The following is a 23,922-nucleotide window of genomic DNA, read 5'->3' as shown; positions in this document are numbered from 1 at the left end:
TGTAAACGGATGAGTACGGGTATCAGCGAACCTGGTCTACCTTGATGCGTACCGATTGCGGGTCACTGCCATCGAGCGCGACACCGTGGTGTTCGGTATTGATGAACAGCAACTTGCCATTCAGCTCAATGCGCGCACTTACCGCATAGCGGTGGCCAGGCTTGACCTGCGCGGGGTCATAGGTGAGATGGAACGGCAGCGGCACGTTGCCTTTGACCGGGCCGGCCTGGCGCGCCAGGGTCACGGCAGGGGCGTCCATCAGCGACACATCCTGCAGTTCCACGCTCAGGGTGGCGGCAGGCGGCAGGGCAATGCGCTGCAGGTAGAAGACTTCACCGTCCAGGCTGGCCTGGTTGGGTGGGGTTTGGCTGGAGCAGGCTGCAAGCAGGGATGCGCAACACAGCATAAAGAGCTTTTTCATGGAATCTCCGGTGTCCTTGGAGCTGGCTTGTGGCCAACCCCACGGACTTTAGCGGATTTTGCCGACCGATGAACCGTTAGAGGGTCGAAGTTTCCAGCCCGTCGTCACGGTGCAGGGCCACCTGGCGGATCGACAGGCGCAGCTCGGCCGACAGTACTCGCTTGGCCACGCCCTCGGCCAGCTCGCCGAGCTTGTCGTGATAACTCAGCTTGCCTTGCGCGTCGGCGTGCAGCACGCCTTGCTGAAGCAAGGTCTGAATGAAGTGGCGGAACAGCGTCTTGTCGAAGAACTCCGGTGCGTTCAGGCCATGCAGGATCGACAGGCGCTGGGCCATCATCACGCACAGGTCTTCCAGCGCTTCGGCGCTCAGGCTGTTCTGCCCGCTGTTGATCAGCAGCGAGGTTGCCATGTAGAAGCGCTGCAGGGTCTGGGTGATGGTGCGGGCGAGCAGGGTCAGCAACACGAACTGCCGCGAGCTGGGCGCCGGGCGCACGTACAGGTCGTTGTCCTGGCGCAGCAGGCCCTGTTCCACCAGCGCGACCAGCCATTGGTCGATGACCTCGTCCAGCTGTTCTGGCGTCCAGCGCAGGAACAGTTCGGCCTGCAGATAGGGATAAAGCGCATGCACATACTGGCCCAGCAGTTGGCGGCTCATGCGGGAACTGCTGAGGAAGAAGCTGGCCAGCAGCGCCGGCAGGGCGAAGATGTGCAGCACGTTGTTGCGGTAGTAGGTCATCAGCACCGCGTTGCCTTCATCCAGGTAGAGGATGCGGCCCAGGGCGTCCTTCTGCTCGGCCACCAGGTTCATGCTGCGCACATGTTCGATCAGTGCCTGGCCGTCGCCCTCGGGCAGGGTGGTGTGCGGCGAGTAGGGCACTTGGCGCAGCAGCGCCAGGTACAGGTCGAGTACGCGGGTCAGGGCGCGCTCGTCCAGGGCAAGGCGGCTGGTGGACAGCAGTGCCAGGGCCACCAGGTTGACCGGGTTGATGGCGGCCGCCTCGTTGAGGTGGCGGGCCACGGTTTCTCCCAGGCGGGCGGTGGTGGCGTTGAGCCATTCCGGTCGGTACTGCGGACCGTGATCCTGTTCTCGCCAGCCGGGCTGCTGCTGGTCGAGGAAACCAGCCAGGCGGATGGGTTCGCCGAAGTTGACGTAGACCTGGCCAAAGCGCTGCTTGAGTGCGCCGAACACCTTGAAGATGTCCAACACCGACTCCTTCTTCTTGCTGGCGCCGCGCAGTTCGCCCAGGTAGGTACGGCCTTCGAGCACGCGCTCGTAGCCGATGTACACCGGCACGAACACGATTGGCGTACGCGACGAACGCAGGAAGCTGCGCAGGGTAATGGCCAGCATCCCGGTGCGCGGCTGCAACATGCGCCCGGTGCGCGAGCGGCCGCCTTCGACGAAGTACTCGACCGGGAAGCCCTTGGTGTACAGGGTGTGCAGGTACTCGTTGAACACTGCCGTGTAAAGCGGGTTGCCCTTGAACGTGCGGCGCATGAAGAAGGCGCCACCACGGCGTAGCAGGTTACCGACCACCGGCATGTTGAGGTTGATGCCTGCAGCCACGTGCGGCGGGGTGAGGCCGTTGCGGAACAGCAGGTACGACAGCAGCAGGTAGTCGATGTGGCTGCGGTGGCATGGCACGTAGATCACTTCATGGCCAGGGGCGATACCCTGCACCTGTTCAATGTGGTTGACCTTGATGCCGTCGTAGATCTTGTTCCAGAACCAGCTGAGCACCACTTCGAGGAAGCGGATGGCGGTATAGGTGTAGTCCGAGGCTATCTCGTTGCCATAGCGCAGTGCCTGGGCCTCGGCTTTGGCCAGCGGCAGGTTCTCGCGCTGAGCTTCGTCGGCAATCGCCTGGCGCACTTGCGGGGCATGGACCAGGCCTTTGACCAGGGTGCGCCGGTGCGAGATGTCCGGGCCGATGACGGCAGTCTTGAGGTTGCGAAAGTGCACGCGCATCAGGCGCTGGGCCATGCGCACGGTGCGCTCGTGGCCTTTGTTGTGCTGCACCAGTTCGCGCAGGTGGATTGGCGCGGAGAACTGTACCCGGGTCTTGCGCCCCAGGATCAGTACGGTCAGCAGCCGGCGCAGGCGCCCGGTTACCGCCCAGCTGTCGGCGAACAGCAGCTTCCAGGGGCTGGACTCGCTGGCCGGGGTCTGGCCCCAGAACACGCTGACAGGAATGATCTGCGCATCTTCTTCGGCATGCTGGCTGACGGCAGCCACCAGGCGCTCGAGCGTGGGCGGGGCGCCGCTTTTGTCCTGGCGGCCGAGCCAGTCCGGGTCGGGGGTCAGGTAGAAGAACGCGGCGGGTTCCTGCAGTGGGCCGACGGCTACCGGCAGCACCGGGCGCGGCAGCCCCGCCTTGGTGCACTCGTGGTCGAGCACGGCCAGGTCGGTGAGCGCGGGCGAGGGCAACGCATAGAACACCGGCCGGCTGCGGTCGAGGTTGAGGGTCATGGAAGACTGGTTGATGGTCTCGGAGCGCACCCACAGGTACAACAGGCGACGCAGGCCGCCGAATATCAGGCGGTGCAGGGGGGAACGGATCATGGGGTGTGTGCCCTGGGTGTGATTTTCAGGTGAGTATTCTGCTATTTAGTCTGCCGTATCGGCGTAAGTTCAGCAAAATTCGGCCAACGACGGGACCGTCATCAATTTTTTTTGTTCTGTGTCATATACTCGGCCTGCCACTTGCAGGATATTTCGGCAAGCGGCGTTGGCACGGGGCAGGTGACCTCGTGCCTGCAAGGCGATCTTCACAATAAAAATCCGGAGTAGTTCAGATGTCGTCTCGTGAGACTGGGAATGTAAAGTGGTTCAACGATGCCAAGGGTTATGGCTTCATTCAGCGCGAAGGTGGTGCGGATGTATTCGTCCACTATCGGGCGATCCGCGGTGAGGGGCATCGTACCCTGGTCGAAGGGCAGCGGGTGGAGTACGCCTGCGTGCAGGGCCAGAAAGGCCTGCAAGCCGAAGACGTAGTGGGCCTCTGAGCCTCTGGTTTCAAGCCGTAGGAGCGGGCTTGCCCGCGAAGCAGCCACCACGGTGGCTGCCACGGGCATAGCCCGTATTCGCGGGTAAACCCATTCCTACAGAAACGAGCAAGCCTGCCGTTTCATGATGTACGCCAGGTGATTTCCTCTTCACCGTCGGCGCTGATGCGGACCCAGCGGTCAGCATCTTCTTCCCCGTCTTCCTCGACCCAGCCACCCGGCGCGCAGCGCACTTCCACACCCAGCGCGGCAAATGCGGCGCGGGCGCAGGCAACGTCATCGGCCCACGGCGTCTGGTCGCTTTCCAGATACAGGCTGTTCCATTTCCCTACAGCCTTGGGTAACCAAGTGACCGGAATGTTACCGGCCTGGCATTTGAAGGTATGGCCTTTCTGCTTCCACTCGGTGCACGGGCCGATTGCCTGGGCGAGCCACTCGGCAATCTGCTTGTGGTCGACGTCGGCGTCCTTCAGGTAGATCTCGATATCAGGTTGACGCATAAGGGCTCCGGGTGTGCTCAGTCTTGGCGCACGAAATAGTCATAACGCATGGAAACCGTGACCTCGAACGGCTCGGGCTGGTCGATCACCCGGGCACGTTTTTCGGCGCTGGCGCGCCAGCCGTGTGGGGTCATGGCCAGCAGGTCGGCGCGGGCCTTGGGCGCGGCCAGGCTCAGGCGGAACTCGAGGGTTTCGCTGTGGGCGTGGGCCATGCCTTCAGGGACCAGGGCCAGGTGCTTGTCGTCGGCGTAAGGGCGTACTTCATCGTAGAGCACTTCACGCAGTTCCATCAGGTGGCCGCTGGTGGGGCCGACTCGCATCAGGCCGCCGCCGGGGCTGAGCAAACGCTTGGCCTCGGCCCAGTCCAGCGGGCTGAAAACGCTGGCGATGAACTGGCAACTGGCGTCGGTCAGCGGCACGCGGGCCATGCTGGCGACCATCCAGGTGACCGCCGGTGCTCGGCGGCAGGCACGCTTGACCGCTTCGCGGGAGATGTCCAGCGCATAGCCGTCGGCGGCTGGCAAGGCCTGGGCGATCTGTGCGGTGTAGTAACCCTCGCCGCAGCCGATGTCCAGCCAGGCGCCAGGCTGGCGCTCGGCGGCCAGCTCGGCCAGGCGGCGGGCGACCGGCGCGTAATGGCCGGCGTCGAGAAAGTCGCGGCGTGCCTCGACCATCGCCTGGTTGTCACCGGGGTCGCGGCTGTTCTTGTGCTGCACCGGCAGCAGGTTCAGGTAACCCTGGCGGGCGCGGTCGAAGCGGTGGCCGGCCGGGCACACCACTCCATTGTCGAGCCGGCTCAGCGGCGCCTGGCAAAGCGGGCAGGCAAGCATCAGGCGAGCAACCGGACCAGGGTCTGGTAGTAGATTTCGGTCAGCAGATCGAGGTCGCTGGCCAGGATCCGCTCGTCAACCTGGTGGATGGTGGCGTTGACCGGGCCGAGTTCGACCACCTGAGTGCCCATGGTTGCGATGAAGCGGCCATCGGAAGTGCCGCCGCTGGTGGAGGGCTGGGTATCGCGACCGGTGACGCCCTTGATGCTGGCCGCCACGGCGTCGAGCAGCTCGCCTGGTTCGGTCAGGAACGGCAGGCCCGACAGTGCCCAGTCGACCGACCAGTCCAGTTCATGCTTGTCGAGAATCGCCGACACTCGGGCCTGCAGGCCTTCGACGGTGGACTCGGTAGAGAAGCGGAAGTTGAACAGCGCGGTCAGCTCGCCCGGGACCACGTTGGTGGCGCCGGTGCCGGAGTTGAGGTTGGAGATCTGGAAGCTGGTTGGCGGGAAGAACGCATTGCCTTCGTCCCAGTGCTCGGCAGCCAGTTCCGCCAGGGCCGGGGCGGCCAGATGGATCGGGTTGCGCGCCAGGTGCGGGTAGGCCACATGGCCCTGTTTGCCGCGTATGGTCAGCTTGGCGCCCAGCGAACCGCGGCGACCGTTCTTGACCACGTCACCCAGCAAGGTGGTGCTGGACGGTTCGCCGACGATGCACCAGTCCAGGCGCTCGTTGCGCGCTTTCAGGCGCTCGACCACCGCTTTGGTGCCGTGGTGGGCGGGGCCTTCCTCGTCGCTGGTGATCAGAAACGCGACCTTGCCGCGGTGGTTCGGGTAGTCCTGCACGAAGCGCTCGCTGGCGATGACCATGGATGCCAGGCTGCCCTTCATGTCGGCGGCGCCACGGCCGCAGAGCATGCCGTCGGCGTCGATCAGTGCCTCGAAGGGTTCATGCTGCCATTGCTGGACCGGGCCGGTAGGCACCACGTCGGTGTGGCCGGCAAAACACAGTACCGGGCCGTCCTGGCTGCCGTGGGTGGCCCAGAAGTTGTCGACGTCTTCAATGCGCATCGGCTCCAGCTGGAAACCGACGGCGCCCAGACGGTTCATCATCTGCGCCTGGCAATCGGCGTCGACGGGGGTGACCGAGGGGCGACGGATCAGGTCGCAGGCCAGTTGAAGGGTAGGCGAGAGCTCGGCAGGGGCCGTCATGGGGGACTCCGGGGCAAGGCAAGGCGGGGAAATCTGAGGGGCGTTATCTTATATCAAATGGTTTCGGGCAGCACGGCCCATTCGCGGGCACGCCCGCTCCCACAGGTACTGCACAGCTCTGAACGCCTGTGCCAAGCCGGTGGGAGCGGGCGTGCCCGCGAATGGGCTGCACAGGTCGGCCCAGGCAACTTCAAGCCTGCTGCGCTTGGGCAGCCTTTTCTGCGGGCTTGGGCAGCGACGACAGGAACGCCATCACCAGCGCTGCCACATAAGGCAACGACTGCACCAGCAACATCGCCACCCAGAAGCGCATGTCCGAACTCGGCAGCCCCTGCACCAGGTAGATACCCAACGCCGCGCCCCACAGCAGCACCATGATGAACAGCTCTTCACGGGCTTCGGAAATCGCCACCAGCAACCCATGGCTGTCAGCGTTCTTCGGCGTGCGGAAGAACGGCATGCTGCTGGTGAAGAAACCATACAGTACCGCCTTGGCGATGGTGTGCGACAGTGCCAGCCCGGCCAGCGCAGCTGCGAAGGCATCCTTGAGGTTCACCCCCACCGCTCGGCGGTACAGGAAGATGATCTTGCCGACCTTGAAGAAGAACAGCGCCAGCGGCGGGATGGCGAAGATCATCAGGGGCGGATCGACCCGATGCGGCACGATGATCATCGCCGCCGACCACAACAGCGCGCCGATGGTGAAGAAGATGTTCATGCCATCGGCGATCCACGGTAGCCAGCCGGCCAGGAAGTGGTAGCGCTGGCCACGGGTCAGCTGGCTGCCTTTGCCGCGCAGCAGCGCGCCGGCGTGGTGCTTGATGATCTGGATGGCGCCGTAGGCCCAGCGGAAGCGTTGCTTCTTGAAGTCGATGAAGGTGTCGGGCATCAGGCCCTTGCCGTAGCTGTTGTGGGCGTAGGCGGCGGACAGGCCTTTCTCGAACACGCGCAGGCCCAGTTCGGCGTCCTCGCAGATGCACCACTCGGCCCAGCCCAGTTCTTCCAGCACACTGCGCCGGGTCATGGTCATGGTGCCGTGCTGGATGATCGCGTCACGGTCGTTGCGGGTGACCATACCGATGTGGAAGAAGCCCTTGTATTCGCTGTAGCACAGCTTCTTGAAGGCGCTTTCGTGCTGGTCACGGTAATCCTGCGGTGACTGCACCACGGCAATTTTCGGGTCGGCGAAGTGCGGCACCATGTGCTTGAGCCAGTTGCGGTCGACGCAGTAGTCCGAGTCGATTACCGCGATCACTTCGGCGTCCTTTGCCGTGTGCGGGATCAGGTAATTCAGCGCGCCACCCTTGAAGCCGGCCAGTGGCGCGACGTGGAAGAACTTGAAGCGCTCGCCAAGCTTTTCGCAGTGGGCCTTGAGCGGCTCCCACACGGCCGGGTCCTTGGTGTTGTTGTCGATCACCAGCACTTCGTAGTCGGGGTAGTCCAGGGCGGCCAGGGCGTCCAGGGTCTGTTTCACCATCTCAGGTGGCTCGTTGTAGCACGGCACATGCACCGACACCTTGGGCCGGTAGGCAGTGTCGGCCTGCACGGGCAGGAACTCGCGGCGGCGCTTGTGTATCCAGACCGCCTCGGCCAGTTCGTGGGCCTCGGTGAGCAGCACGATGAACACACCCAGCGCGCCGAGGGCCAGCAGCACGCCCACGGTCAGGCTGAACCAGGTGCTGTATTGCTGGCTGTAGTCGTAGGCGATCCACACCAGCACCGACCCGCACAGGAAGGTGATGAACGTCAGGAAGGTACGGCCACGCTGGCGCAGGGCCGAGCCATCGATGAACAGCACCATCAAGGCGATCATTGCCAGCACCACCGACGCCACTGCCAGGGCCCGCCACTGCGGGATCGCCACCACGGGGCCGTCGAAGTTGAACTTCTGCTGGCGCTCGGCGTTGTAGACGCCCCAGTAGGCGCCTACCGATCCTTCGTCGCTGGCCTTCCAGGGTTGGTCATAGGCTTCAATGACAAAGTAGTTGTAGCCACGGCGGTTGAGGGTATTGACCAGGGTGCGCAAGTAGATGGCCTGGTCGGCCTGTGTGGCATCGGCACCACCGCGCATGCGGCCGTTGCTCGGCCAGCCGACTTCCGACAGCAGCAGAGGTTTGCGCGGGAACTGGTGCTTCAGTTCACGGGCGCGCTCGAGGACGAACTCGACCGAATCCTTCATCGGCACGAACTCCCAGTAGGGCAGGATGTGCGCGGCAATCAGGTCGACGTGCCTGGCCAGCTCAGGATGTTCCTTCCAGATGTGCCACTGTTCACTGGTGGTCACGGGCACCTTCACGGCTGCGCGTACGCGGTCCAGGTATTTGATCAGGTTTTCCGGTGTGACTTCTTCACGGAACAGCGCCTCGTTGCCGACCACCACCCGCACCACGCTGCGCGACGTGTTGGCCAGCTGGATGGCCGTGGCAATTTCGCGCTCGTTGCGCTCCAGGTCCGGGCTGATCCATATCCCCAGCGTCACCCGCAGGCCGAACTCCTCGGCCAGGCGCGGGACGTCGGCCTGGGTGCCTTCCACGGTATAGATACGGATGCTGTCGGTCAGTTTGCTCAGTTGCTCCAGGTCCTGGCGCATTTCGTCGTCAGTGGGGTACTGACCCTTCTGTGGGCTTTCGCCCAGGCGGAACGGCGAATACGAAAAGCCAGAGATCTGTTCTGGCCAGGCGGGGGCGGAGACCGGGCGGTTGATCAGTGCCCAGAACCCGGTGAACAGTGCGGCGATGGCCAGCACCACTACCAGGTTCAGGCCGAATTTACGTGAAGACATCGTCGTCCATTCATGTGGAAGTGATAGGACATTAAAGCAGGGTTGGCAGTCTCTTTCCTAACGATGCAGGCCAAGGGCGCACTGGCATATAATGCGCGCCGGTTTTTTGGGGTATGAACATGAGCACAGAAGATCCACGCTTTGCCGGCGTTGCCCGGCTGTATGGCGACCAGGGGCTGCAACGTCTGGGCCAGGCCCATGTGGCTGTGGTCGGTATTGGCGGGGTGGGCTCGTGGGTGGCCGAAGCCCTGGCACGCAGCGGCGTGGGCGAGATTACCCTGTTCGACCTGGACGATGTCTGCGTCAGTAACACCAACCGCCAGGCCCATGCGCTGGAAGGGCAGGTGGGGCGGCCCAAGGTCGAGGTCATGGCCGAGCGCCTGCGAGCGATCAACCCGGCGTGCACGGTGCATGCGGTGGCCGACTTCGTCACCCGCGAGACCATGGCCGAGTACATCACCGAGCACCTCGACTGCGTGATCGACTGCATCGACAGCGTCATGGCCAAGGCGGCGTTGATCGCCTGGTGTCGGCGGCGCAAGATTGCCATTGTCACTACCGGTGGCGCGGGCGGGCAGATCGACCCGACGCAGATCCAGATCGCCGACCTGAACAAGACCTTCAACGACCCGTTGGCTTCACGGGTGCGTTCCACCCTGCGCCGCGACTACAACTTCTCGCGGAATGTCAGCCGCAACTATGGCGTGCCGTGCGTGTTCTCCAGTGAACAGCTGCGTTACCCCAAGGGGGATGGCAGCGTCTGCCTGCAGAAAAGCTTCGTGGGTGAGGGCGTGCGGCTGGACTGCTCGGGTGGCTTTGGTGCGGTGATGATGGTGACCGCGACCTTTGGCATGGTAGCGGCGAGCAAGGCGATAGAAAAACTGGTGGCTGGAGCGCGCCGGCCGTCGGAACGGGTCAAGCCTGAATAAGACCGCGTGGGTTTCTTCGCGGGCCTGCCCGCTCCCACAGATACTGCATCTCTTCCAAGCATGATGCCGTACCTGTGGGAGCGGGCGGGCCCGCGAAGCAACCAGCGCCGATTCAGCGGTTGGACGCCAACTCCGCCATCCGCTGCAACACCGCATGCAGCCCATTGCTGCGCGACGGCGACAATTGGCGCTCCAGCCCGAGCTGGGTAAACCACTCGCGCAGATCAATCCCGGCCAGCTCCTCACTGGCCAGTCCCTGCACCCGCACCAGCAACAGCGCCAGCAGCCCACGCAACAAGCGGGCATCGCTGCTGGCCTTGAACCGCCACACGCCCTCGATCTGCTCGGCCACCAGCCATACCAGGCTCTCGCAGCCATGCACCCGGTTGGCCTCGGTCTTTTCGGCGTCTGCAAGCGGCTCCAGGCGGTCACCCCACTGCATCAACAGCCGCGCACGCTGTTCCCAGCCTTTGCCCTGTTGAAACGCTTCCAGCGCTTGGTGCGCCTGTTCCGGCAGGCTCATCGCAACAGCTCCAGGCCTTGGTCCAGCGCGTCGAAGAAACGCTGCACGTCATCGCTGTCGTTGTACAAACCCAGCGATACCCGTATCGCGCCCTCCAGCCCCAGCCCCTTCAGCAGTGGCATGGCGCAGTGGTGACCGGCACGCACGGCAATGCCCTGTTCAGTCAGCAAATGAGCAATATCGGCGTTGTGCACGCCCTCGATGACGAAACTGGCCAGGGCCGTCTGCGGTGCGCCCAACACCCGCACGCCCTCGCGGTCGCCCAGGCCACGCAGCAGGTGCTGGTGCAGGCTGGCTTCATGCGCTGCGACCGCATGGGCATCGAGGCTGGCCAGATAGTCCAGTGTCGCGCCCAGACCGATCACCCCGGCAATCGGCGGCGTACCCGCTTCGAAGCCCAGGGGCGCGGGACGGAAGCTGGCGCTGTGGTACTCGGCCAGCTGCACCATCTCGCCACCGAACTGCCAGTGGCGCAACAGCTCCAGGGCCTGGGCGCGGCCATAGAGCACGCCGACGCCGTCCGGACCGTACAGCTTGTGGCTGGAAAACACATAGAAGTCGCAGCCCAGTTGCTGCATGTCCTGGCGACCATGCACCACGCCCTGGGCACCATCGACCACCGTCAGCGCGCCCTGGGCGCGGGCATGGGCCAGCAGCGCTGGCAGCGGTTGCCAGGTACCCAGCACGTTGGACAGCTGGCTGATGGCGAGCACTCGGGTGCGCGGGCCGATCAGTTGCAGTGCCTGGTCCTGGTCGATACGACCATGGGCGTCCAGTGGCAGCACCACCAGGTGCAGGTTGCGCCGGTGCGCCAGCTGTTGCCAGGGCAGCAGGTTGGCATGGTGCTCCAGGGCACTGATGGCAATTTCGTCACCGGCTTCGAGGCGGTGCTCCAGGCCATAGGCCAGCAGGTTCAGTGCCGAGGTGGCGCCGTGGGTGAACACGATCTGCCGCGAGTCTGCGGCATTGAGCCAGGCGGCGACCTTGTCGCGGCTGGTTTCGAAGGCCTGGGTCGCCAGCGCACCGGGCAAATGCTGGGCACGGTGCACGTTGGCCGCGCCATGGCCGTAGTAATGGCTCAGGGCATCGAGCAAGGCTTGCGGCTTCTGGGTGGTGGCGGCGCTGTCCAGATAGGTCTGGTGCTGCCGTTGCAGGGCGGCGATGGCGGGGAAGTCGGCACGCCAGGGAGAGGGCTGGAACATGTTTGCGAGGCCTGGAATGAAAATCGGGTCTGGTGCATTGGCGCCAGACCCGATCTTAACACCTCAAACCCGGCAGGGTTCTCAGTTGTGAGCGTGCAGCGCTTCGTTCAGCTCGATGGCCGACTTGTGGGTCTTGCATTCTACCGCGCCGTTCAGCGAGTTGCGGCGGAACAGCAGGTCGGTCTGGCCGGCCAGGTCGCGGGCCTTGACCACTTTGACCAGTTCGTTGTTCTCGTCCAGCAGGTTCACCTTGGTGCCCGCGGTGATGTACAGGCCGGCTTCGACGGTGTTGCGGTCGCCCAACGGAATACCGATACCGGCGTTGGCGCCGATCAGGCAGCCCTCGCCGACTTTGATGACGATGTTGCCGCCACCGGACAGGGTGCCCATGGTCGAGCAGCCGCCGCCCAGGTCCGAGCCCTTGCCGACGAATACGCCAGCGGAAACGCGGCCTTCGATCATGCCCGGGCCTTCGGTGCCCGCGTTAAAGTTGACGAAGCCTTCGTGCATGATGGTGGTGCCTTCGCCAATGTAGGCGCCCAGGCGCACACGGGCGGTGTCGGCGATACGCACGCCGGCCGGGACCACGTAGTCGGTCATTTTCGGGAACTTGTCCACCGAGAACACTTCCAGCAGCTCGCCCTTCAGGCGTGCTTCCAGTTGCAGCTCGGCCAGTTCGCCCAGGTCGACCGCGCCCTGGTTGGTCCAGGCCACGTTCGGCAGCAGCGGGAAGATACCGGCCAGGCTTACGCCATGCGGCTTGACCAGGCGGTGCGACAGCAGGTGCAGCTTGAGGTAGGCCTCTGGGGTCGAGCTCAGGGCAGCGTCTTCGGCCAGCAGGGTGGCGACCAGCGGCTTGTGGCTCTCTGCCAGGCGGGTCAGCAGGGCGGCCTGGGCAGCGTCCACGCCTTTCAGGGCTTCGGCCAGTTGTGCGGCCTGGGCGTTGCTGAAGGCGATGGCCTGGTTGCCACCTTCGTAACCGAGAACAGGGGCTACTGCAGCAACCAGTTCGGCGCTCGGGTTGAGCAGCGGTTGTGCGTAGAACACTTCCAGCCAGGCGCCCTGGCGGTTCTGGGAGCCGACACCGAAGGCCAGGCTGAACAGGGTATTGGACATGTGATTACCTCGTGCGAAATAGGGTGGGGGCTCAGGCCAGGGCAGCGGCGTACAGGTCGGGCTTGAAGCCAACCAGGGTACGCGCGCCAAGGTCGAGCACCGGGCGTTTGATCATCGACGGCTGGGCCAGCATCAGCTCGACGGCCTTGGCCTGGTCGAGGTCTGCCTTGCTGGCGTCGTCCAGCTTGCGGAAGGTGGTGCCGGCACGGTTGAGGATGACTTCCCAGCCGTGTTCGTCGCACCAGCGGTTCAGGCTGTCACGGTCGATGCCTTGGGTTTTGTAATCATGGAATTCGTAGGCGATGGCTTTGTCTTCGAGCCAGGTACGCGCCTTTTTCATGGTGTCACAGGCTTTGATGCCGTAGAGCGTGTAGGTCATTGTGTACATTGGGGTTGCAAGTAGCCCCAATCTCTCCGTTTTTCGATGTCAGTCGCGGGATTATGCGGGAACGATCCTCGCGGCGCCACGCCCGTGGCGCCCCTGTTTATTGATCAGGATGTGTTCAAGCGACCAGACGCTGGACCGACCCGATGATCTCATCGCCGTGTTGCTGTTCGGCTGTGCGCAGATCGAAGGCCGTCTGCAGGTTGAGCCAGAACTCAGGGGTGGTGTCCAGGCAGATGGACAGGCGCAGTGCCATGTCGGCGGAAACACCGCCCCGTTCGCGCAGGATGTTGTTGACGGTTGGCGTTGCTACACCCAACGCCCTGGCCAGAGCCGCGGCGCTGAAGCCCATTTCCTTCTGGAACTCCTCCCGCAGGATTTCACCCGGATGGATTGGACGCATACCGTTCTTGAGCATGATGCACCTCAGTGGTAATCGACAATTTCAACGTTAACTGGCCCGTGCTCTGTCCAGGTGAAGCACAACCGCCATTGGTCATTTACACGGATACTGTGCTGGTCGGCGCGGTTGCCGCTCAGTGACTCGAGGCGATTGCCAGGTGGCGACCTAAGGTCTCGCAACTCTGTTGCGGCATCGAGCATGGCCAGCTTGCGCTCCGCGACTGACTTGATATCTGACCCGCGCCGTGTCTTTCCCGTTGTGAAGAGCGCTTCCGTGTCGGCACAGCTAAAGCTTCGAATCATGAGCTGAATGCTTAACGTTATTCGTTAATTTCGATTATACGACGGGATCGCTGTAGTTCAAGTCTTCAATAACGGGCACGCGACTCGCAAGCTCCGGTCACATCTGCTGGGTATCATCATGTTACATATTCCCCCGTCACCTGCGACTATCGTGCAGCGGCCCCGAACCGCCGGTCGCCGCTAACATATTGTTCCAATGGCGATGTTTCGCCTTGCTATCGTTTCTGGTTCACAAAGGAAGCTTTCCCGGATGCAGTCCGCCTACACCGTTCTCATCCTGCTGACGCTGGTCAGCCTGTCGAAGCTGGTCGGCCGTGTGATCCCACTGCCATTGCCGCTGGTACAGATTGCCGCCGGTGCCTTGCTGGCGTGGCCGACGCTGGGCCTGCATGTAGCCCTTGACCCCGAATTGTTCCTGTTCCTATTCCTGCCTCCGCTGCTGTTCGCCGACGGCTGGCGCATCCCCAAGCGTGAGTTATGGCGCATTCGTGGCCCGGTAGTGGCGCTGGCCGTGGGGCTGGTGTTGTTCACCGTGGTCGGGGCCGGTTACTTCATCCACTGGTTGCTGCCGAGCATCCCGTTGCCGGTGGCCTTCGCCCTGGCCGCAGTGCTTTCGCCGACCGACGCCGTGGCCGTTTCAGCCATTGCCCAGGACCGCCTGCCCACACCCCTGATGCACATGCTGCAGGGCGAGGCACTGATGAACGATGCGTCGGGCCTGGTAACCTTCAAGTTCGCCTTGGCGGCGGCGATCACCGGGGTGTTTTCGTTGGCTGACGCCAGCTTCAGCTTCGTGTTGGTCGCACTGGGCGGCCTTGCGGTGGGCGTGGTACTGAGTTGGTTGATCGGTCGCCTGCGCATGTGGATGATCACCCGGGGCTGGGACGATCCGGCTACCCATGTGGTGTTCATGTTGCTGCTGCCGTTCGCAGCCTACGTGCTGGCCGAGCGTTTGGGCGTTTCGGGTATTCTCTCGGCAGTGGCGGCCGGCATGATGCAGAGCTGGCTCGACCTGCTGCCGCGTCAGACCAGTACCCGCCTGCTCAACCGCAGTGTCTGGTCGTTGCTGGAGTTTGCCTTCAATGGCCTGATCTTCCTGTTGTTGGGCTTGCAGTTGCCAGACATCATCAAGGCTGTGGTCAGCCACGAAGCGACCCTCTGGCCGACATTGGCCTACCGCTGCCTGGACGTGGTGGCGATCTTTGCCGCACTGATTATGTTGCGGTTCATCTGGGTCCAGAGTATCTGGCGCTCGATCGGTGTGGTCCGTCGCTGGCGCGGCAAGCCGGCACTGGTGCTGATGCCTACGGCGCGTTCCTGCTGGTTGCTGACCTTGGGGGGGGTGCGCGGCGCTGTCACCCTGGCGGGTGTCATGTCGATCCCGTTGCTGATAGGGGCTGGCACCGCTTTCCCGGAGCGTGATCTGCTTATCTTCATTGCTGCGGGGGTAATCCTGCTGTCGTTGATCAGCGCCTGCATCGCGCTGCCGATATTACTGCGCGGGGTGACCAAGAGCCCTGACGAACGCTTGCACCAAGAGGTGCAGGAGGCCTGGCGGCGCACGGCCGAGGCGGCGATTCATGCCTTGGAGGCAGAAGAGGTGATCGACAGCAACGCACCGCAGGATGCTGCGCAGGCAACGTTGGCGACCGAGTTGAAGGCGCGCTTGATGGCTGAATACCGGGATGAGCTGGAAAGCTACGACGACAGTGCTGAAGCCAAAGCCCTGGCCGCACAGATGGACTTGCTGGAGCGGCGTTTACGCTTGCGTGCCCTGAGGGCGCAGCGGTTGGAGCTGTACAACCTGCATCGTCAGCACCTGGTGGGGGATGAGGTGGTGCGGCAAGTACTGGGTGAGCTGGATATGAGTGAGGCGAACCTGGGTTCAGTCAAGTAGACCCTATCAAGGCCCTTCGCGGGCGCGCCCGCTCCCACAGGTACTGCGCTGCGCTTGAAATCAGCGCTGTACCTGTGGGAGCGGGCGTGCCCGCGAAGGGGTTGATCAGCGGTTTTGCAGGAAGGCGCGAATGCGCTCCGCCGCTTCGATGCATTCGGCCAGCGGTGCAACCAGTGCCATGCGCACGCGCCCGGCACCCGGGTTCACCCCATCCACTTCACGCGACAGGTACGACCCCGGTACCACGGTTACATGCTGGGCTTCGAACAGGTCGCGGGTGAACTCGGCATCGTCGCCCGGTACCTTGGCCCACAGGTAGAAACTGCCGTCCGGGCGCTGCACATCCAGTACCGGCTGCAGAATATCCAGCACGGCATCGTATTTGGCGCGGTATTGGTCGCGGTTCTCGCGTACATGCGCCTCGTCCTGCCAGGCGGCGATGCTGGCCAGCTGGGTTTGCACCGGCATCGCGCAGCCGTGGTAGGTGCGGTACAGCAGAAACGGCTTGATGATCTGGGCATCGCCCGCGACGAAGCCCGAGCGCAGCCCAGGCAGGTTGGAGCGCTTGGACAGGCTGTGGAACACCACGCAGCGCGCAAAATCGCTACGACCAAGCTCGGCGCATGCCGACAGCAGGCCTGGCGGTGGCGCATCCTCGTCGAAGTACAGCTCGCTGTAGCACTCGTCGGCGGCGATCACGAAGTCGTGTTCGTCAGCCAGGGCAATCAGCTTCTTCAGGGTGTTCATCGGCACCAGCGCACCGGTAGGGTTGCCTGGCGAGCACAGGAACAGGATCTGGCAACGCTTCCACACCTCGGCCGGTACGGCGTCGAAGTCCGGGTTGAAACCGTTGTTTTCCAGGCAGGGCAGGTAGTGCGGGGTGGCACCGGCCAGCAGCGCTGCGCCTTCGTAGATCTGGTAGAACGGGTTGGGGCTGATCACCAGGCCGTCATCGGCGCGGTTGACCACGGCCTGGGTGAAGGCGAACAGCGCTTCACGGGTGCCGTTGACCGGGAGGATGTGGCGGTCAGCGTCCAGCCAGCCGGCGGGCACGCCAAAGCGTCGTTCGCACCACTGGCCGATGGCCTGGCGCAGGGCTGGCAAACCAAGGGTGCTGGGGTAAACCGCCAGCTTGTCGAGGTTGTCGGCCATGGCCTGGGCGACGAACGCCGGCGATTCGTGCTTCGGCTCACCGATCGACAGGGCGATGGCGCGTTTGTCCGCCGCAGGCTTCACGCTGCCCAGCAGGGCGCGAAGCTTTTCGAACGGATAGGGCTGAAGCTGGGTCAAGGCATGGTTCATCGGCGCAAGGTCTCGTCAATCGTCTAATCGTTAAAAGGTCACGCGGGTCTGGCTGGTGTCGCTACCTTGGCCGGCCTGCAGTTGCTGCACGATGGCTTCCTGCAGGCGGCTGCACAGCTGCGGGTCTGACAGCGGCTGGTTGTCGGCATCGGTAATGAAGAACACGTCTTCTACCCGCTCGCCGAGGGTGGCGATCTTGGCGTTTTGCAGTGACAGGTCGAACTCCAGGAAGATCCGCCCCAGCCGGGCCAGCAGGCCCGGGCGGTCTGGCGCGGTGATTTCGAGGATGGTCACCGGCCGCTGGGCATCGTTGAGGATGGTCACTTGCGGCGGGAAGTCGAAGTGCTTGAGCTGCCGCGGTACCCGGCGCTGGATGATGGTCGGGTAGTCCTCGGGGTTGCGCAGCGCTTCGGTCAGGCCATCGCGAATCTGCTTGACCCGCTGTGGGTTGTCGCCGATCGAGCCACCGTCGTTGTCCAGCACAATGTAGGTGTCGAGGGTGAACTGGCTGCTCGACGTGATGATCCGCGCGTCGTGGATGTTCAGGTTCAACTGCGACATGGCCGCCACCGTCACGGCGAAGAAATCGTGCTGGTCGGGGGCATAGATGAAGATCTGCGTGCCGCCTTCGAACTCGCGCTGGGTGGTTTCCTTGATCAGCACCAGCGGCCCGCCATCGGCCGGTTGCTGCAGGATCGCATCCGTGTGCCAGGCCACGTCGGCGGCGGTGTGCTTGAGGAAATAGTCATCGCCCAGTTGCGCCCATAGCTGCTCGACGTCGTCCGGGTCGGTGCCCTCGCGCACCAGGATGTCCAGCGCTGAGGACTGGGTCTGGCGAATCTGCTCTTCGCGGTCCAGCGGGTTTTCCAGGCCGCGGCGCAGGGCACGCTTGGTCTCGGTGTACAGCTGGCGCAGCAGGCTGGCCCGCCACGAGTTCCAAAGGCTCGGGTTGGTGGCGTTGATGTCGGCCACGGTCAGTACGTACAGGTAGTCAAGGCGCGTCTCGTCGCCCACGTGCAGGGCAAAGTCGTTGATCACCTGCGGGTCGGACAAGTCCTTGCGCTGAGCGGTGGTCGACATCACCAGGTGGTTCTGCACCAGCCAGACGATCAGGCGGCTGTCCCAGGCCGGCAACTGGTGCCGTTCGCAGAACTTCTGCGCGTCCACTGCACCGATTTCCGAGTGGTCGCCCTGGCGACCCTTGCCGATGTCGTGGTACAGCCCGGCCAGGTAGATCAGCTCGGGTTTGGGCAGGCGCCCCATGAGCTTGCTGGCCAGCGGGAATTTCTCGGACACCGGCGTGTATTGCAGCTTGCGCAGGTGCTTGATGAGGTTGAGGGTATGCGCATCGACCGTATAGATGTGGAACAGGTCATGCTGCATCTGCCCGACGATCAGGCCGAACTCTGGCAGGTAACGGCCAAGAATGCCGTAGCGGTTCATCCGGCGCAGGTTGCGGTGGATGCCGATTTCGCACTTGAACAGCTCGATGAACAGGCTGGTATTGCGGATATCGGTGCGGAACGTGTCGTCGATCAGGTGGCGGTGTTCGCGCAGCAGGCGCACGGTATCGGCACGCACGCCCTTTATCTCGGGGTGCTGGGCCATCAGCACGAAGATTTCCAGCATGGCGAATGGCGTGCGTTTGAACACGTTCGGGTGGGTGGCCTCGATATAGCCGTCATGCAGGCGGAACCGCGCATTCAGCGGCTGGGTGCTGCCACTTTCCTCATCGGCGAGGATAACCTCTTCGAAGTGCTGGATGATCAGGTCGCACAGCTGGCTGATGCTCATCACCACCCGGTAGTACTGCTGCATGAACTGTTCGATCGCCCGCTTGGGGTTTTCATCGCTGTAGCCCAGCAGCGTGGCGATGCTGCGCTGGTGGTCGAACAGCAGGCGGTCTTCGGCGCGTCCGGCCAGCATGTGCAGGGCGTAACGGACTTTCCAGAGGAAGTCCTGGGACGAAGCCAGCAGTTCATTCTCGCTTTCCAGCAAGAAGCCTTCGCCGGCCAGTGCATGCAGGTTGAGCGTCCCGTACTGGCGGCGGGCCACCCACAGGACCGTCTGGATGTCACGCAGGCCACCTGGCGAACCCTTGACGTTGGGTTCGAGGTTGTACTCGGTGTCGTTGTACTTGTGGTGGCGGGCCTTGAGTTCGGCGCGCTTGGCCAGGAAGAACTCCTTGCTCGGCCACATGTGCGCGGTGCTGGTGACTTCCAGCATGCGCTGGCGCAAGGCCTCGGGGCCGGCGATGGTGCGGCTTTCCATCAGGTTGGTGATCACCGTCAGGTCGGCGCGGGCCTGTTCGGCGCATTCGTCGACGGTGCGCACGCTCTGGCCGACTTCCAGGCCAATGTCCCACAGCAAGGTCAGAAAGCGCTCGATGGCGTCGCGGTACTGCTCGTGCTCGGCAGCGCCCAGCAGAATCAGCAGGTCGATGTCCGAGTGCGGGTGCAGTTCACCGCGCCCGTAGCCGCCCACCGCAACCAGGGCAATGCCGCTCTGGTCGCCCCAGTCGAACTGGTTCCACGCCTGTTGCAGGATATTGTCGACGAGCCAGGCGCGGGCCTCGATCAGCGGTCGGATGTCGCTGCCGGCGCGAAAACGTTTGTCGAGCACCTCGCCGGCCAGGCGGATGGCTTTCTTGAAGGCGGCGATGGGGCTCGCCTTGAGGGCCAGTTCCGCCTGGAACTGGCCACGGTCGAACAGCTCGGGGTCCACCTGGGGCATCGCGTCACGTTCCTGTCGTGGGGTGGCCTGTCGGGGTGCGGTCAGGCCGAAGTGCGCGGGATGGTGTCGTCCTTGCGCAGGGTGAAGATCTCGTAGCCAGTGGCGGTCACCACCAAAGTGTGTTCCCACTGGGCCGAGAGCTTGCGGTCCTTGGTGATGGCGGTCCAGCCGTCGCCCAGCACCTTGGTGTCGGCCTTGCCCTGGTTGATCATCGGCTCGATGGTGAAGGTCATGCCTTCCTTCAGCTCCATGCCCGTGCCAGCGCGGCCATAGTGGAGGATCTGCGGCTCTTCGTGGAACACCTTGCCGATGCCATGACCGCAGAACTCGCGTACCACCGAGAAACCGTTCTTTTCCGCGTGCTTCTGGATCACTTCACCGATGTCGCCCAGGCGGCAGCCCGGCTTGACCAGCTCGATGGCCTTGTACATGCATTCCTGGGTGACCTTGGACAGGCGCTCGGCCCAGACCGGCACGTTACCGACGTGGAACATGCGGCTGGTGTCGCCGTGGTAGCCGTCCTTGATCACGGTGACGTCGATATTGAGCGTGTCACCGTCCTTGAGCGGCTTGTCGTTGGGGATGCCGTGGCAGACCACATGGTTGATCGAGGTGCAGATCGACTTCGGGTAGCCCTTGTAGTTGAGCGGTGCCGGGATGGCCTGCTGAACGTTGACGATATAATCGTGGCACAGGCGGTCGAGCTCTTCGGTGGTGACACCGGGCTTGACGTGTTCTTCGATCATTTCCAGCACTTCGGCGGCCAGGCGGCCAGCGATGCGCATCTTCTCGATGTCTTCTGCGGTCTTGATGGTGACGGTCATTACAGGCTCTCTACGGCGCCGTGCACGGCGCGAACAAACGGGAAAGGCCGGATTCTAGCAGAGCAGGGCGCCGATCGGTCGGGATAAAGGCGGCCATGCTGTTGTCTACAGCTGGCATTCTGGCGCGAAAGCCGGGGTGCTGCAAAAAGTGCTGACAGACGCAACAGTATCCGGGTTCCGTTCGCTCGCGGTCTGTGGTATAAAATGCGCCGCTTTCGGGGACGACCCCGTCAGCACTTAACCCACACACGTGTCGACACGATGACCTGGGTGCCCCGAGTCGCAGAATTCGCGGGTTGGTCATTGGGATACGTGGAGGCCCAACCCGACTTATCAAGGAACTATCATGTCCCAAGTCAACATGCGCGATATGCTGAAGGCCGGTGTGCACTTCGGCCACCAGACCCGTTACTGGAACCCGAAAATGGGCAAGTACATTTTCGGCGCGCGTAACAAGATCCACATCGTCAACCTGGAAAAAACCCTGCCAATGTTCAACGACGCTCTGTCGTTCGTAGAGCGCCTGGCCCAGGGCAAGAACAAGATCCTGTTCGTCGGCACCAAGCGTTCCGCCGGCAAGATCGTCGCCGAGCAAGCAGCTCGTTGCGGTTCGCCGTACGTTGACCACCGTTGGTTGGGCGGCATGCTGACCAACTACAAGACCATCCGCGCTTCGATCAAGCGTCTGCGCGACCTGGAAACCCAGGCCGAAGACGGCACTTTCGCCAAGCTGACCAAGAAAGAAGCCCTGATGCGCTCCCGCGACCTGGAAAAACTGGATCGCAGCCTGGGTGGCATCAAGGACATGGGCGGTCTGCCAGACGCTCTGTTCGTTATCGACGTTGATCACGAGCGCATCGCGATCACCGAAGCCAACAAACTGGGTATCCCGGTCATCGGCGTTGTCGATACCAACAGCAGCCCGGAAGGTGTTGACTACATCATCCCAGGTAACGATGACGCCATTCGCGCTATCGAGCTGTACATGACTTCGATGGCTGACGCAGTCATCCGCGGCCGCAACAACGTTGCCGGCGGCACCGAAGTTTACGCTGAAGAAGCGGCTGCACCTGCTGCTGAGTAATAGGCGCTAGCGTCTACTTGGCACGCAAAAAGGGGGCTTTGCCCCCTTTTTGCCACCTTGAAATCCTGCTGTCAGCATCGGCCCCGCATCATGGGCCTGCTGAAATGAAAACAGCGGATTTGCAGAATTGAACGCCCGTGATTGACGGGTGGAATGGTTGAAAAACTTTCCAAGAGGATTTTGAAATGGCAGCAATTACTGCAGCGCTGGTAAAAGAACTGCGCGAGCGTACCGGCGAAGGCATGATGGATTGCAAAAAGGCCCTGGAAAAGGCCGGCGGCGACATCGAGAAAGCCATTGACGACATGCGTGCCTCGGGCGCCATCAAGGCCGCCAAAAAGGCTGGCAACGTCGCTGCTGAAGGCGCTATCGCCGTCAAGACCGACGGTACTTCCGCCGTCCTGCTGGAAGTGAACTCGCAGACCGACTTCCTGGCCCTGCAAGACGACTTCAAGAACTTCGTGGCCGAAAGCCTCGAAGAAGCCTTCGCCCAGAAGCTGACCGACGCCGCTCCGCTGATCGCCTCGCGTGAAGCTGCTCGTGAAGCCCTGGTTGCCAAGTGCGGCGAGAACGTCAACATCCGTCGCCTGGTGCGCGTTGAGGGTGACGTTGTCGGTGCCTACCTGCACGGCAACAAGATCGGCGCTGTCGTCGTTCTGAAAGGCGGTGACGTGGAGCTGGCGAAGAACATCGCCATGCACGTTGCAGCTTCGAACCCTGAGTTCCTGGATTCGTCGGAAATCTCCGCCGAGGCCATCGAGCGCGAGAAGAATGTCTTCCTGCAGCTGAACGCCGACAAGATCGCCGGCAAGCCGGAAAACATCGTTGAGAACATGATCAACGGTCGTATCACCAAGTTCAAGGCCGAAGCCTCGCTGAAAGAGCAAGCCTTCGTCATGAACCCGGAAATCAAGGTTGGCGAGCTGGCCAAGAAAGCCGGTGCAGAAATCGTTTCCTTCACCTACTTCAAAGTAGGCGAAGGCATCGAGAAGCCAGTCGACGACTTCGCTGCTGAAGTTGCCGCTCAGGTCGCTGCTGCCAAGCAGTAAGACAGCCCCGTCTGTCGCCCCAAAGAGGCTGCCCGCTCACGCGCGCAGCCTCTTTGTCAAAACGGGGAGGAGTTTATACGACTCCCTCTTCGCTGGCACCGAAGCGGTGCCACGCTACAGTTAGCAGGCTGCAAACAGCCCGCACGAATTTTCTAAAAGTACGCCGCAGGAGAGACTCGCAATGGCTCAGCAGGTGAGTGGTCGCCAACCTCGCTATAAACGCATTTTGCTCAAACTTAGCGGCGAGGCCCTGATGGGCTCGGAAGACTTCGGGATCGACCCGAAAGTGCTGGATCGCATGGCGCTTGAAGTTGGCCAGCTGGTAGGGATCGGTGTCCAGGTCGGCCTGGTGATCGGTGGTGGCAACCTGTTCCGCGGCGCCGCGCTCAGCGCAGCCGGCATGGACCGCGTCACGGGTGACCACATGGGGATGCTGGCTACCGTGATGAACGGCCTGGCCATGCGCGATGCGCTGGAGCGCTCGAACATCCCGGCCCTGGTCATGTCGGCCATTTCCATGGTGGGTGTCACCGATCATTACGATCGCCGCAAAGCTATTCGTCACCTCAACTCCGGGGATGTGGTAATTTTCTCCGCCGGTACCGGCAACCCGTTCTTCACCACCGACTCCGCGGCCTGCCTGCGCGCCATCGAAATCGATGCTGACGTGGTGCTGAAGGCGACCAAGGTCGATGGCGTGTACACTGCCGATCCATTCAAGGACCCGCATGCCGAGAAATTCGATCACCTGACCTACGATGAGGTTCTGGATCGCAAGCTGGGTGTGATGGATCTGACCGCAATCTGCCTGTGCCGTGACCACAAGATGCCATTGCGGGTATTCAACATGAACAAGCCTGGCGCCCTGCTGAACATTGTGGTGGGTGGCGCTGAAGGCACACTGATCGAGGAAGGCCAAGCATGATCAACGACATCAAGAAAGACGCGCAGGAGCGCATGGGCAAGTCCATCGAAGCCCTGTCCCGCAACCTGGCTGCAATCCGCACCGGTCGCGCTCACCCAAGCATTCTGGACAGCGTCAAGGTTACCGCCTGGGGCAGCGAAATGCCGCTGAACCAGGTCGCCGCGATCACCGTCGAAGATGCCCGCACCCTGAAGATCGTCGCTCACGACAAGAACCTCAGCGCTGCCATCGAAAAGGCCATCCTCACCTCCGATCTGGGCCTTAACCCGTCCAGCGCCGGTACCACCATCCGTGTGCCGATGCCGGCCCTGACCGAGGAAACCCGCAAGGGCTACACCAAGCAGGCCAGCGGTGTTGCCGAGGATGCCAAGGTAGCCGTGCGCAACGTGCGCCGCGACGCCCTGGCTGACCTGAAAAAGCTGACCAAGGACAAGGAAATCAGCGAAGACGAAGAGCGTCGCGCCGCGGACGAGATCCAGAAGCTGACCGACAAGTTCGTCGCCGAAGTGGATGCTGCCTTCAAAGCCAAGGAAAAGGACCTGATGGCCGTCTAAGGCC

The 23,922-nt window shown here is 62.9% G+C and carries 22 protein-coding genes; 7 read left to right on the top strand and 15 right to left on the bottom strand.

Annotated features, from left to right (window positions below; translation table 11 throughout):
* Positions 1–22: 22 nt before the first annotated feature.
* On the bottom strand, positions 23–421 hold the full coding sequence (locus LU682_RS23290; RefSeq protein WP_003252249.1) for a YbaY family lipoprotein: 399 nt from the start codon (positions 419–421) through the stop codon (positions 23–25).
* 76 nt (positions 422–497) lie between these two features.
* Positions 498–2,984, bottom strand: coding sequence for a glycerol-3-phosphate 1-O-acyltransferase PlsB (gene plsB, locus LU682_RS23285; protein WP_060488741.1), 2,487 nt, complete (start codon positions 2,982–2,984; stop codon positions 498–500).
* 233 nt (positions 2,985–3,217) lie between these two features.
* Between plsB and LU682_RS23280 the strand changes: the two genes are divergently transcribed.
* A complete protein-coding gene (locus LU682_RS23280; RefSeq protein WP_003252255.1) occupies positions 3,218–3,427 on the top strand; it encodes a cold-shock protein in 210 nt (69 codons plus the stop codon).
* A 122-nt stretch (positions 3,428–3,549) separates the two neighbouring features.
* Here the strand turns inward: LU682_RS23280 and LU682_RS23275 are convergent, their stop codons facing one another.
* The 4 genes from LU682_RS23275 to LU682_RS23260 all read right to left on the bottom strand — a co-directional run bounded on the left by LU682_RS23275 (position 3,550) and on the right by LU682_RS23260 (position 8,690).
* Entirely contained in the window at positions 3,550–3,927 is a 378-nt protein-coding gene (locus LU682_RS23275) for a hypothetical protein (protein WP_010952612.1), read from the bottom strand.
* Positions 3,928–3,944: 17 nt separating this feature from the next.
* The gene (locus LU682_RS23270; RefSeq protein WP_003252259.1) at positions 3,945–4,757 is read right to left on the bottom strand and encodes a putative RNA methyltransferase; all 813 of its coding nucleotides are present in this window, start codon (positions 4,755–4,757) and stop codon (positions 3,945–3,947) included.
* The gene (dapE, locus tag LU682_RS23265; protein WP_004574734.1) at positions 4,757–5,908 is read right to left on the bottom strand and encodes a succinyl-diaminopimelate desuccinylase; all 1,152 of its coding nucleotides are present in this window, start codon (positions 5,906–5,908) and stop codon (positions 4,757–4,759) included. Before dapE ends, LU682_RS23270 begins: the two co-directional genes overlap by 1 nt.
* A gap of 190 nt (positions 5,909–6,098) precedes the next feature.
* Positions 6,099–8,690, bottom strand: coding sequence for a glycosyltransferase (locus LU682_RS23260; RefSeq protein ID WP_010952613.1), 2,592 nt, complete (start codon positions 8,688–8,690; stop codon positions 6,099–6,101).
* Positions 8,691–8,809: 119 nt separating this feature from the next.
* Here LU682_RS23260 and tcdA point away from each other — a divergent pair, with 119 nt between their 5' ends.
* The gene (gene tcdA / locus LU682_RS23255) at positions 8,810–9,619 is read left to right on the top strand and encodes a tRNA cyclic N6-threonylcarbamoyladenosine(37) synthase TcdA (RefSeq protein WP_162490563.1); all 810 of its coding nucleotides are present in this window, start codon (positions 8,810–8,812) and stop codon (positions 9,617–9,619) included.
* A 112-nt stretch (positions 9,620–9,731) separates the two neighbouring features.
* Here the strand turns inward: tcdA and LU682_RS23250 are convergent, their stop codons facing one another.
* The 6 genes from LU682_RS23250 to graT form a co-directional block, all read right to left on the bottom strand.
* Positions 9,732–10,142 carry a SufE family protein gene (locus tag LU682_RS23250; RefSeq protein ID WP_003252266.1) on the bottom strand — a complete coding sequence of 137 codons (411 nt, stop codon included), beginning with the start codon at positions 10,140–10,142 and terminating at the stop codon, positions 9,732–9,734.
* Positions 10,139–11,344 (bottom strand): cysteine desulfurase, encoded by a 1,206-nt coding sequence (locus tag LU682_RS23245; protein ID WP_010952615.1) that lies wholly within the window; start codon positions 11,342–11,344, stop codon positions 10,139–10,141. The genes LU682_RS23250 and LU682_RS23245 overlap by 4 nt, the downstream gene beginning before the upstream one ends.
* Positions 11,345–11,425: 81 nt before the next feature.
* Positions 11,426–12,460 (bottom strand): 2,3,4,5-tetrahydropyridine-2,6-dicarboxylate N-succinyltransferase, encoded by a 1,035-nt coding sequence (gene dapD, locus LU682_RS23240; protein WP_004574732.1) that lies wholly within the window; start codon positions 12,458–12,460, stop codon positions 11,426–11,428.
* A gap of 31 nt (positions 12,461–12,491) precedes the next feature.
* Entirely contained in the window at positions 12,492–12,839 is a 348-nt protein-coding gene (locus LU682_RS23235) for an ArsC family reductase (RefSeq protein ID WP_003252272.1), read from the bottom strand.
* A gap of 124 nt (positions 12,840–12,963) precedes the next feature.
* The gene (gene graA / locus LU682_RS23230) at positions 12,964–13,263 is read right to left on the bottom strand and encodes a type II toxin-antitoxin system antitoxin GraA (protein ID WP_010952669.1); all 300 of its coding nucleotides are present in this window, start codon (positions 13,261–13,263) and stop codon (positions 12,964–12,966) included.
* 8 nt (positions 13,264–13,271) lie between these two features.
* The gene (gene graT, locus LU682_RS23225; RefSeq protein WP_010952670.1) at positions 13,272–13,550 is read right to left on the bottom strand and encodes a type II toxin-antitoxin system toxin GraT; all 279 of its coding nucleotides are present in this window, start codon (positions 13,548–13,550) and stop codon (positions 13,272–13,274) included.
* A 250-nt stretch (positions 13,551–13,800) separates the two neighbouring features.
* Between graT and LU682_RS23220 the strand changes: the two genes are divergently transcribed.
* Positions 13,801–15,447: a Na+/H+ antiporter gene (locus LU682_RS23220; protein WP_049587427.1), complete on the top strand. Its 1,647-nt coding sequence runs from the start codon at positions 13,801–13,803 to the stop codon at positions 15,445–15,447.
* Positions 15,448–15,552: 105 nt separating this feature from the next.
* On the opposite strand, the gene dapC is transcribed toward LU682_RS23220, so the two are convergent.
* From dapC to map, 3 genes are read right to left on the bottom strand one after another with little or no spacing between them, the layout of a single operon-like run.
* Positions 15,553–16,749 carry a succinyldiaminopimelate transaminase gene (dapC, locus tag LU682_RS23215; protein WP_010952672.1) on the bottom strand — a complete coding sequence of 399 codons (1,197 nt, stop codon included), beginning with the start codon at positions 16,747–16,749 and terminating at the stop codon, positions 15,553–15,555.
* A 30-nt stretch (positions 16,750–16,779) separates the two neighbouring features.
* Positions 16,780–19,482 carry a [protein-PII] uridylyltransferase gene (locus LU682_RS23210; protein WP_010952673.1) on the bottom strand — a complete coding sequence of 901 codons (2,703 nt, stop codon included), beginning with the start codon at positions 19,480–19,482 and terminating at the stop codon, positions 16,780–16,782.
* 41 nt (positions 19,483–19,523) lie between these two features.
* Positions 19,524–20,306 (bottom strand): type I methionyl aminopeptidase, encoded by a 783-nt coding sequence (gene map / locus LU682_RS23205; RefSeq protein ID WP_003252286.1) that lies wholly within the window; start codon positions 20,304–20,306, stop codon positions 19,524–19,526.
* Between the two features lie 346 nt (positions 20,307–20,652).
* Here map and rpsB point away from each other — a divergent pair, with 346 nt between their 5' ends.
* From rpsB to frr, 4 genes are all read left to right on the top strand, one after another.
* Positions 20,653–21,390 (top strand): 30S ribosomal protein S2, encoded by a 738-nt coding sequence (rpsB, locus tag LU682_RS23200; RefSeq protein WP_003252287.1) that lies wholly within the window; start codon positions 20,653–20,655, stop codon positions 21,388–21,390.
* 185 nt (positions 21,391–21,575) lie between these two features.
* On the top strand, positions 21,576–22,439 hold the full coding sequence (gene tsf / locus LU682_RS23195) for a translation elongation factor Ts (protein ID WP_010952674.1): 864 nt from the start codon (positions 21,576–21,578) through the stop codon (positions 22,437–22,439).
* A gap of 181 nt (positions 22,440–22,620) precedes the next feature.
* Complete coding sequence (gene pyrH, locus LU682_RS23190; protein ID WP_003252294.1) at positions 22,621–23,364, top strand: UMP kinase; 744 nt, start codon at positions 22,621–22,623, stop codon at positions 23,362–23,364.
* A complete protein-coding gene (gene frr / locus LU682_RS23185; RefSeq protein ID WP_003252296.1) occupies positions 23,361–23,918 on the top strand; it encodes a ribosome recycling factor in 558 nt (185 codons plus the stop codon). Before pyrH ends, frr begins: the two co-directional genes overlap by 4 nt.
* Positions 23,919–23,922: the final 4 nt, after the last annotated feature.

The organism is Pseudomonas alloputida, from assembly GCF_021283545.2.
Lineage (GTDB): Bacteria > Pseudomonadota > Gammaproteobacteria > Pseudomonadales > Pseudomonadaceae > Aquipseudomonas > Aquipseudomonas alloputida.
The sequence above is the reverse complement of the archived record's forward strand: the minus strand, read 5'-3'. Positions and strand labels throughout refer to the sequence as shown.

What these genes read in the sequence shown, in the direction of transcription:
- LU682_RS23290 (WP_003252249.1), bottom strand. Translation starts at nt 421, where the DNA reads ATGAAAAAGCTCTTTATGCTGTGTTGCGCATCCCTGCTTGCAGCCTGC.
- plsB (WP_060488741.1), bottom strand. Translation starts at nt 2,984, where the DNA reads ATGATCCGTTCCCCCCTGCACCGCCTGATATTCGGCGGCCTGCGTCGC.
- LU682_RS23280 (WP_003252255.1), top strand. Translation starts at nt 3,218, where the DNA reads ATGTCGTCTCGTGAGACTGGGAATGTAAAGTGGTTCAACGATGCCAAG.
- LU682_RS23275 (WP_010952612.1), bottom strand. Translation starts at nt 3,927, where the DNA reads ATGCGTCAACCTGATATCGAGATCTACCTGAAGGACGCCGACGTCGAC.
- LU682_RS23270 (WP_003252259.1), bottom strand. Translation starts at nt 4,757, where the DNA reads ATGCTTGCCTGCCCGCTTTGCCAGGCGCCGCTGAGCCGGCTCGACAAT.
- dapE (WP_004574734.1), bottom strand. Translation starts at nt 5,908, where the DNA reads ATGACGGCCCCTGCCGAGCTCTCGCCTACCCTTCAACTGGCCTGCGAC.
- LU682_RS23260 (WP_010952613.1), bottom strand. Translation starts at nt 8,690, where the DNA reads ATGTCTTCACGTAAATTCGGCCTGAACCTGGTAGTGGTGCTGGCCATC.
- tcdA (WP_162490563.1), top strand. Translation starts at nt 8,810, where the DNA reads ATGAGCACAGAAGATCCACGCTTTGCCGGCGTTGCCCGGCTGTATGGC.
- LU682_RS23250 (WP_003252266.1), bottom strand. Translation starts at nt 10,142, where the DNA reads ATGAGCCTGCCGGAACAGGCGCACCAAGCGCTGGAAGCGTTTCAACAG.
- LU682_RS23245 (WP_010952615.1), bottom strand. Translation starts at nt 11,344, where the DNA reads ATGTTCCAGCCCTCTCCCTGGCGTGCCGACTTCCCCGCCATCGCCGCC.
- dapD (WP_004574732.1), bottom strand. Translation starts at nt 12,460, where the DNA reads ATGTCCAATACCCTGTTCAGCCTGGCCTTCGGTGTCGGCTCCCAGAAC.
- LU682_RS23235 (WP_003252272.1), bottom strand. Translation starts at nt 12,839, where the DNA reads ATGACCTACACGCTCTACGGCATCAAAGCCTGTGACACCATGAAAAAG.
- graA (WP_010952669.1), bottom strand. Translation starts at nt 13,263, where the DNA reads ATGCTCAAGAACGGTATGCGTCCAATCCATCCGGGTGAAATCCTGCGG.
- graT (WP_010952670.1), bottom strand. Translation starts at nt 13,550, where the DNA reads ATGATTCGAAGCTTTAGCTGTGCCGACACGGAAGCGCTCTTCACAACG.
- LU682_RS23220 (WP_049587427.1), top strand. Translation starts at nt 13,801, where the DNA reads ATGCAGTCCGCCTACACCGTTCTCATCCTGCTGACGCTGGTCAGCCTG.
- dapC (WP_010952672.1), bottom strand. Translation starts at nt 16,749, where the DNA reads ATGAACCATGCCTTGACCCAGCTTCAGCCCTATCCGTTCGAAAAGCTT.
- LU682_RS23210 (WP_010952673.1), bottom strand. Translation starts at nt 19,482, where the DNA reads ATGCCCCAGGTGGACCCCGAGCTGTTCGACCGTGGCCAGTTCCAGGCG.
- map (WP_003252286.1), bottom strand. Translation starts at nt 20,306, where the DNA reads ATGACCGTCACCATCAAGACCGCAGAAGACATCGAGAAGATGCGCATC.
- rpsB (WP_003252287.1), top strand. Translation starts at nt 20,653, where the DNA reads ATGTCCCAAGTCAACATGCGCGATATGCTGAAGGCCGGTGTGCACTTC.
- tsf (WP_010952674.1), top strand. Translation starts at nt 21,576, where the DNA reads ATGGCAGCAATTACTGCAGCGCTGGTAAAAGAACTGCGCGAGCGTACC.
- pyrH (WP_003252294.1), top strand. Translation starts at nt 22,621, where the DNA reads ATGGCTCAGCAGGTGAGTGGTCGCCAACCTCGCTATAAACGCATTTTG.
- frr (WP_003252296.1), top strand. Translation starts at nt 23,361, where the DNA reads ATGATCAACGACATCAAGAAAGACGCGCAGGAGCGCATGGGCAAGTCC.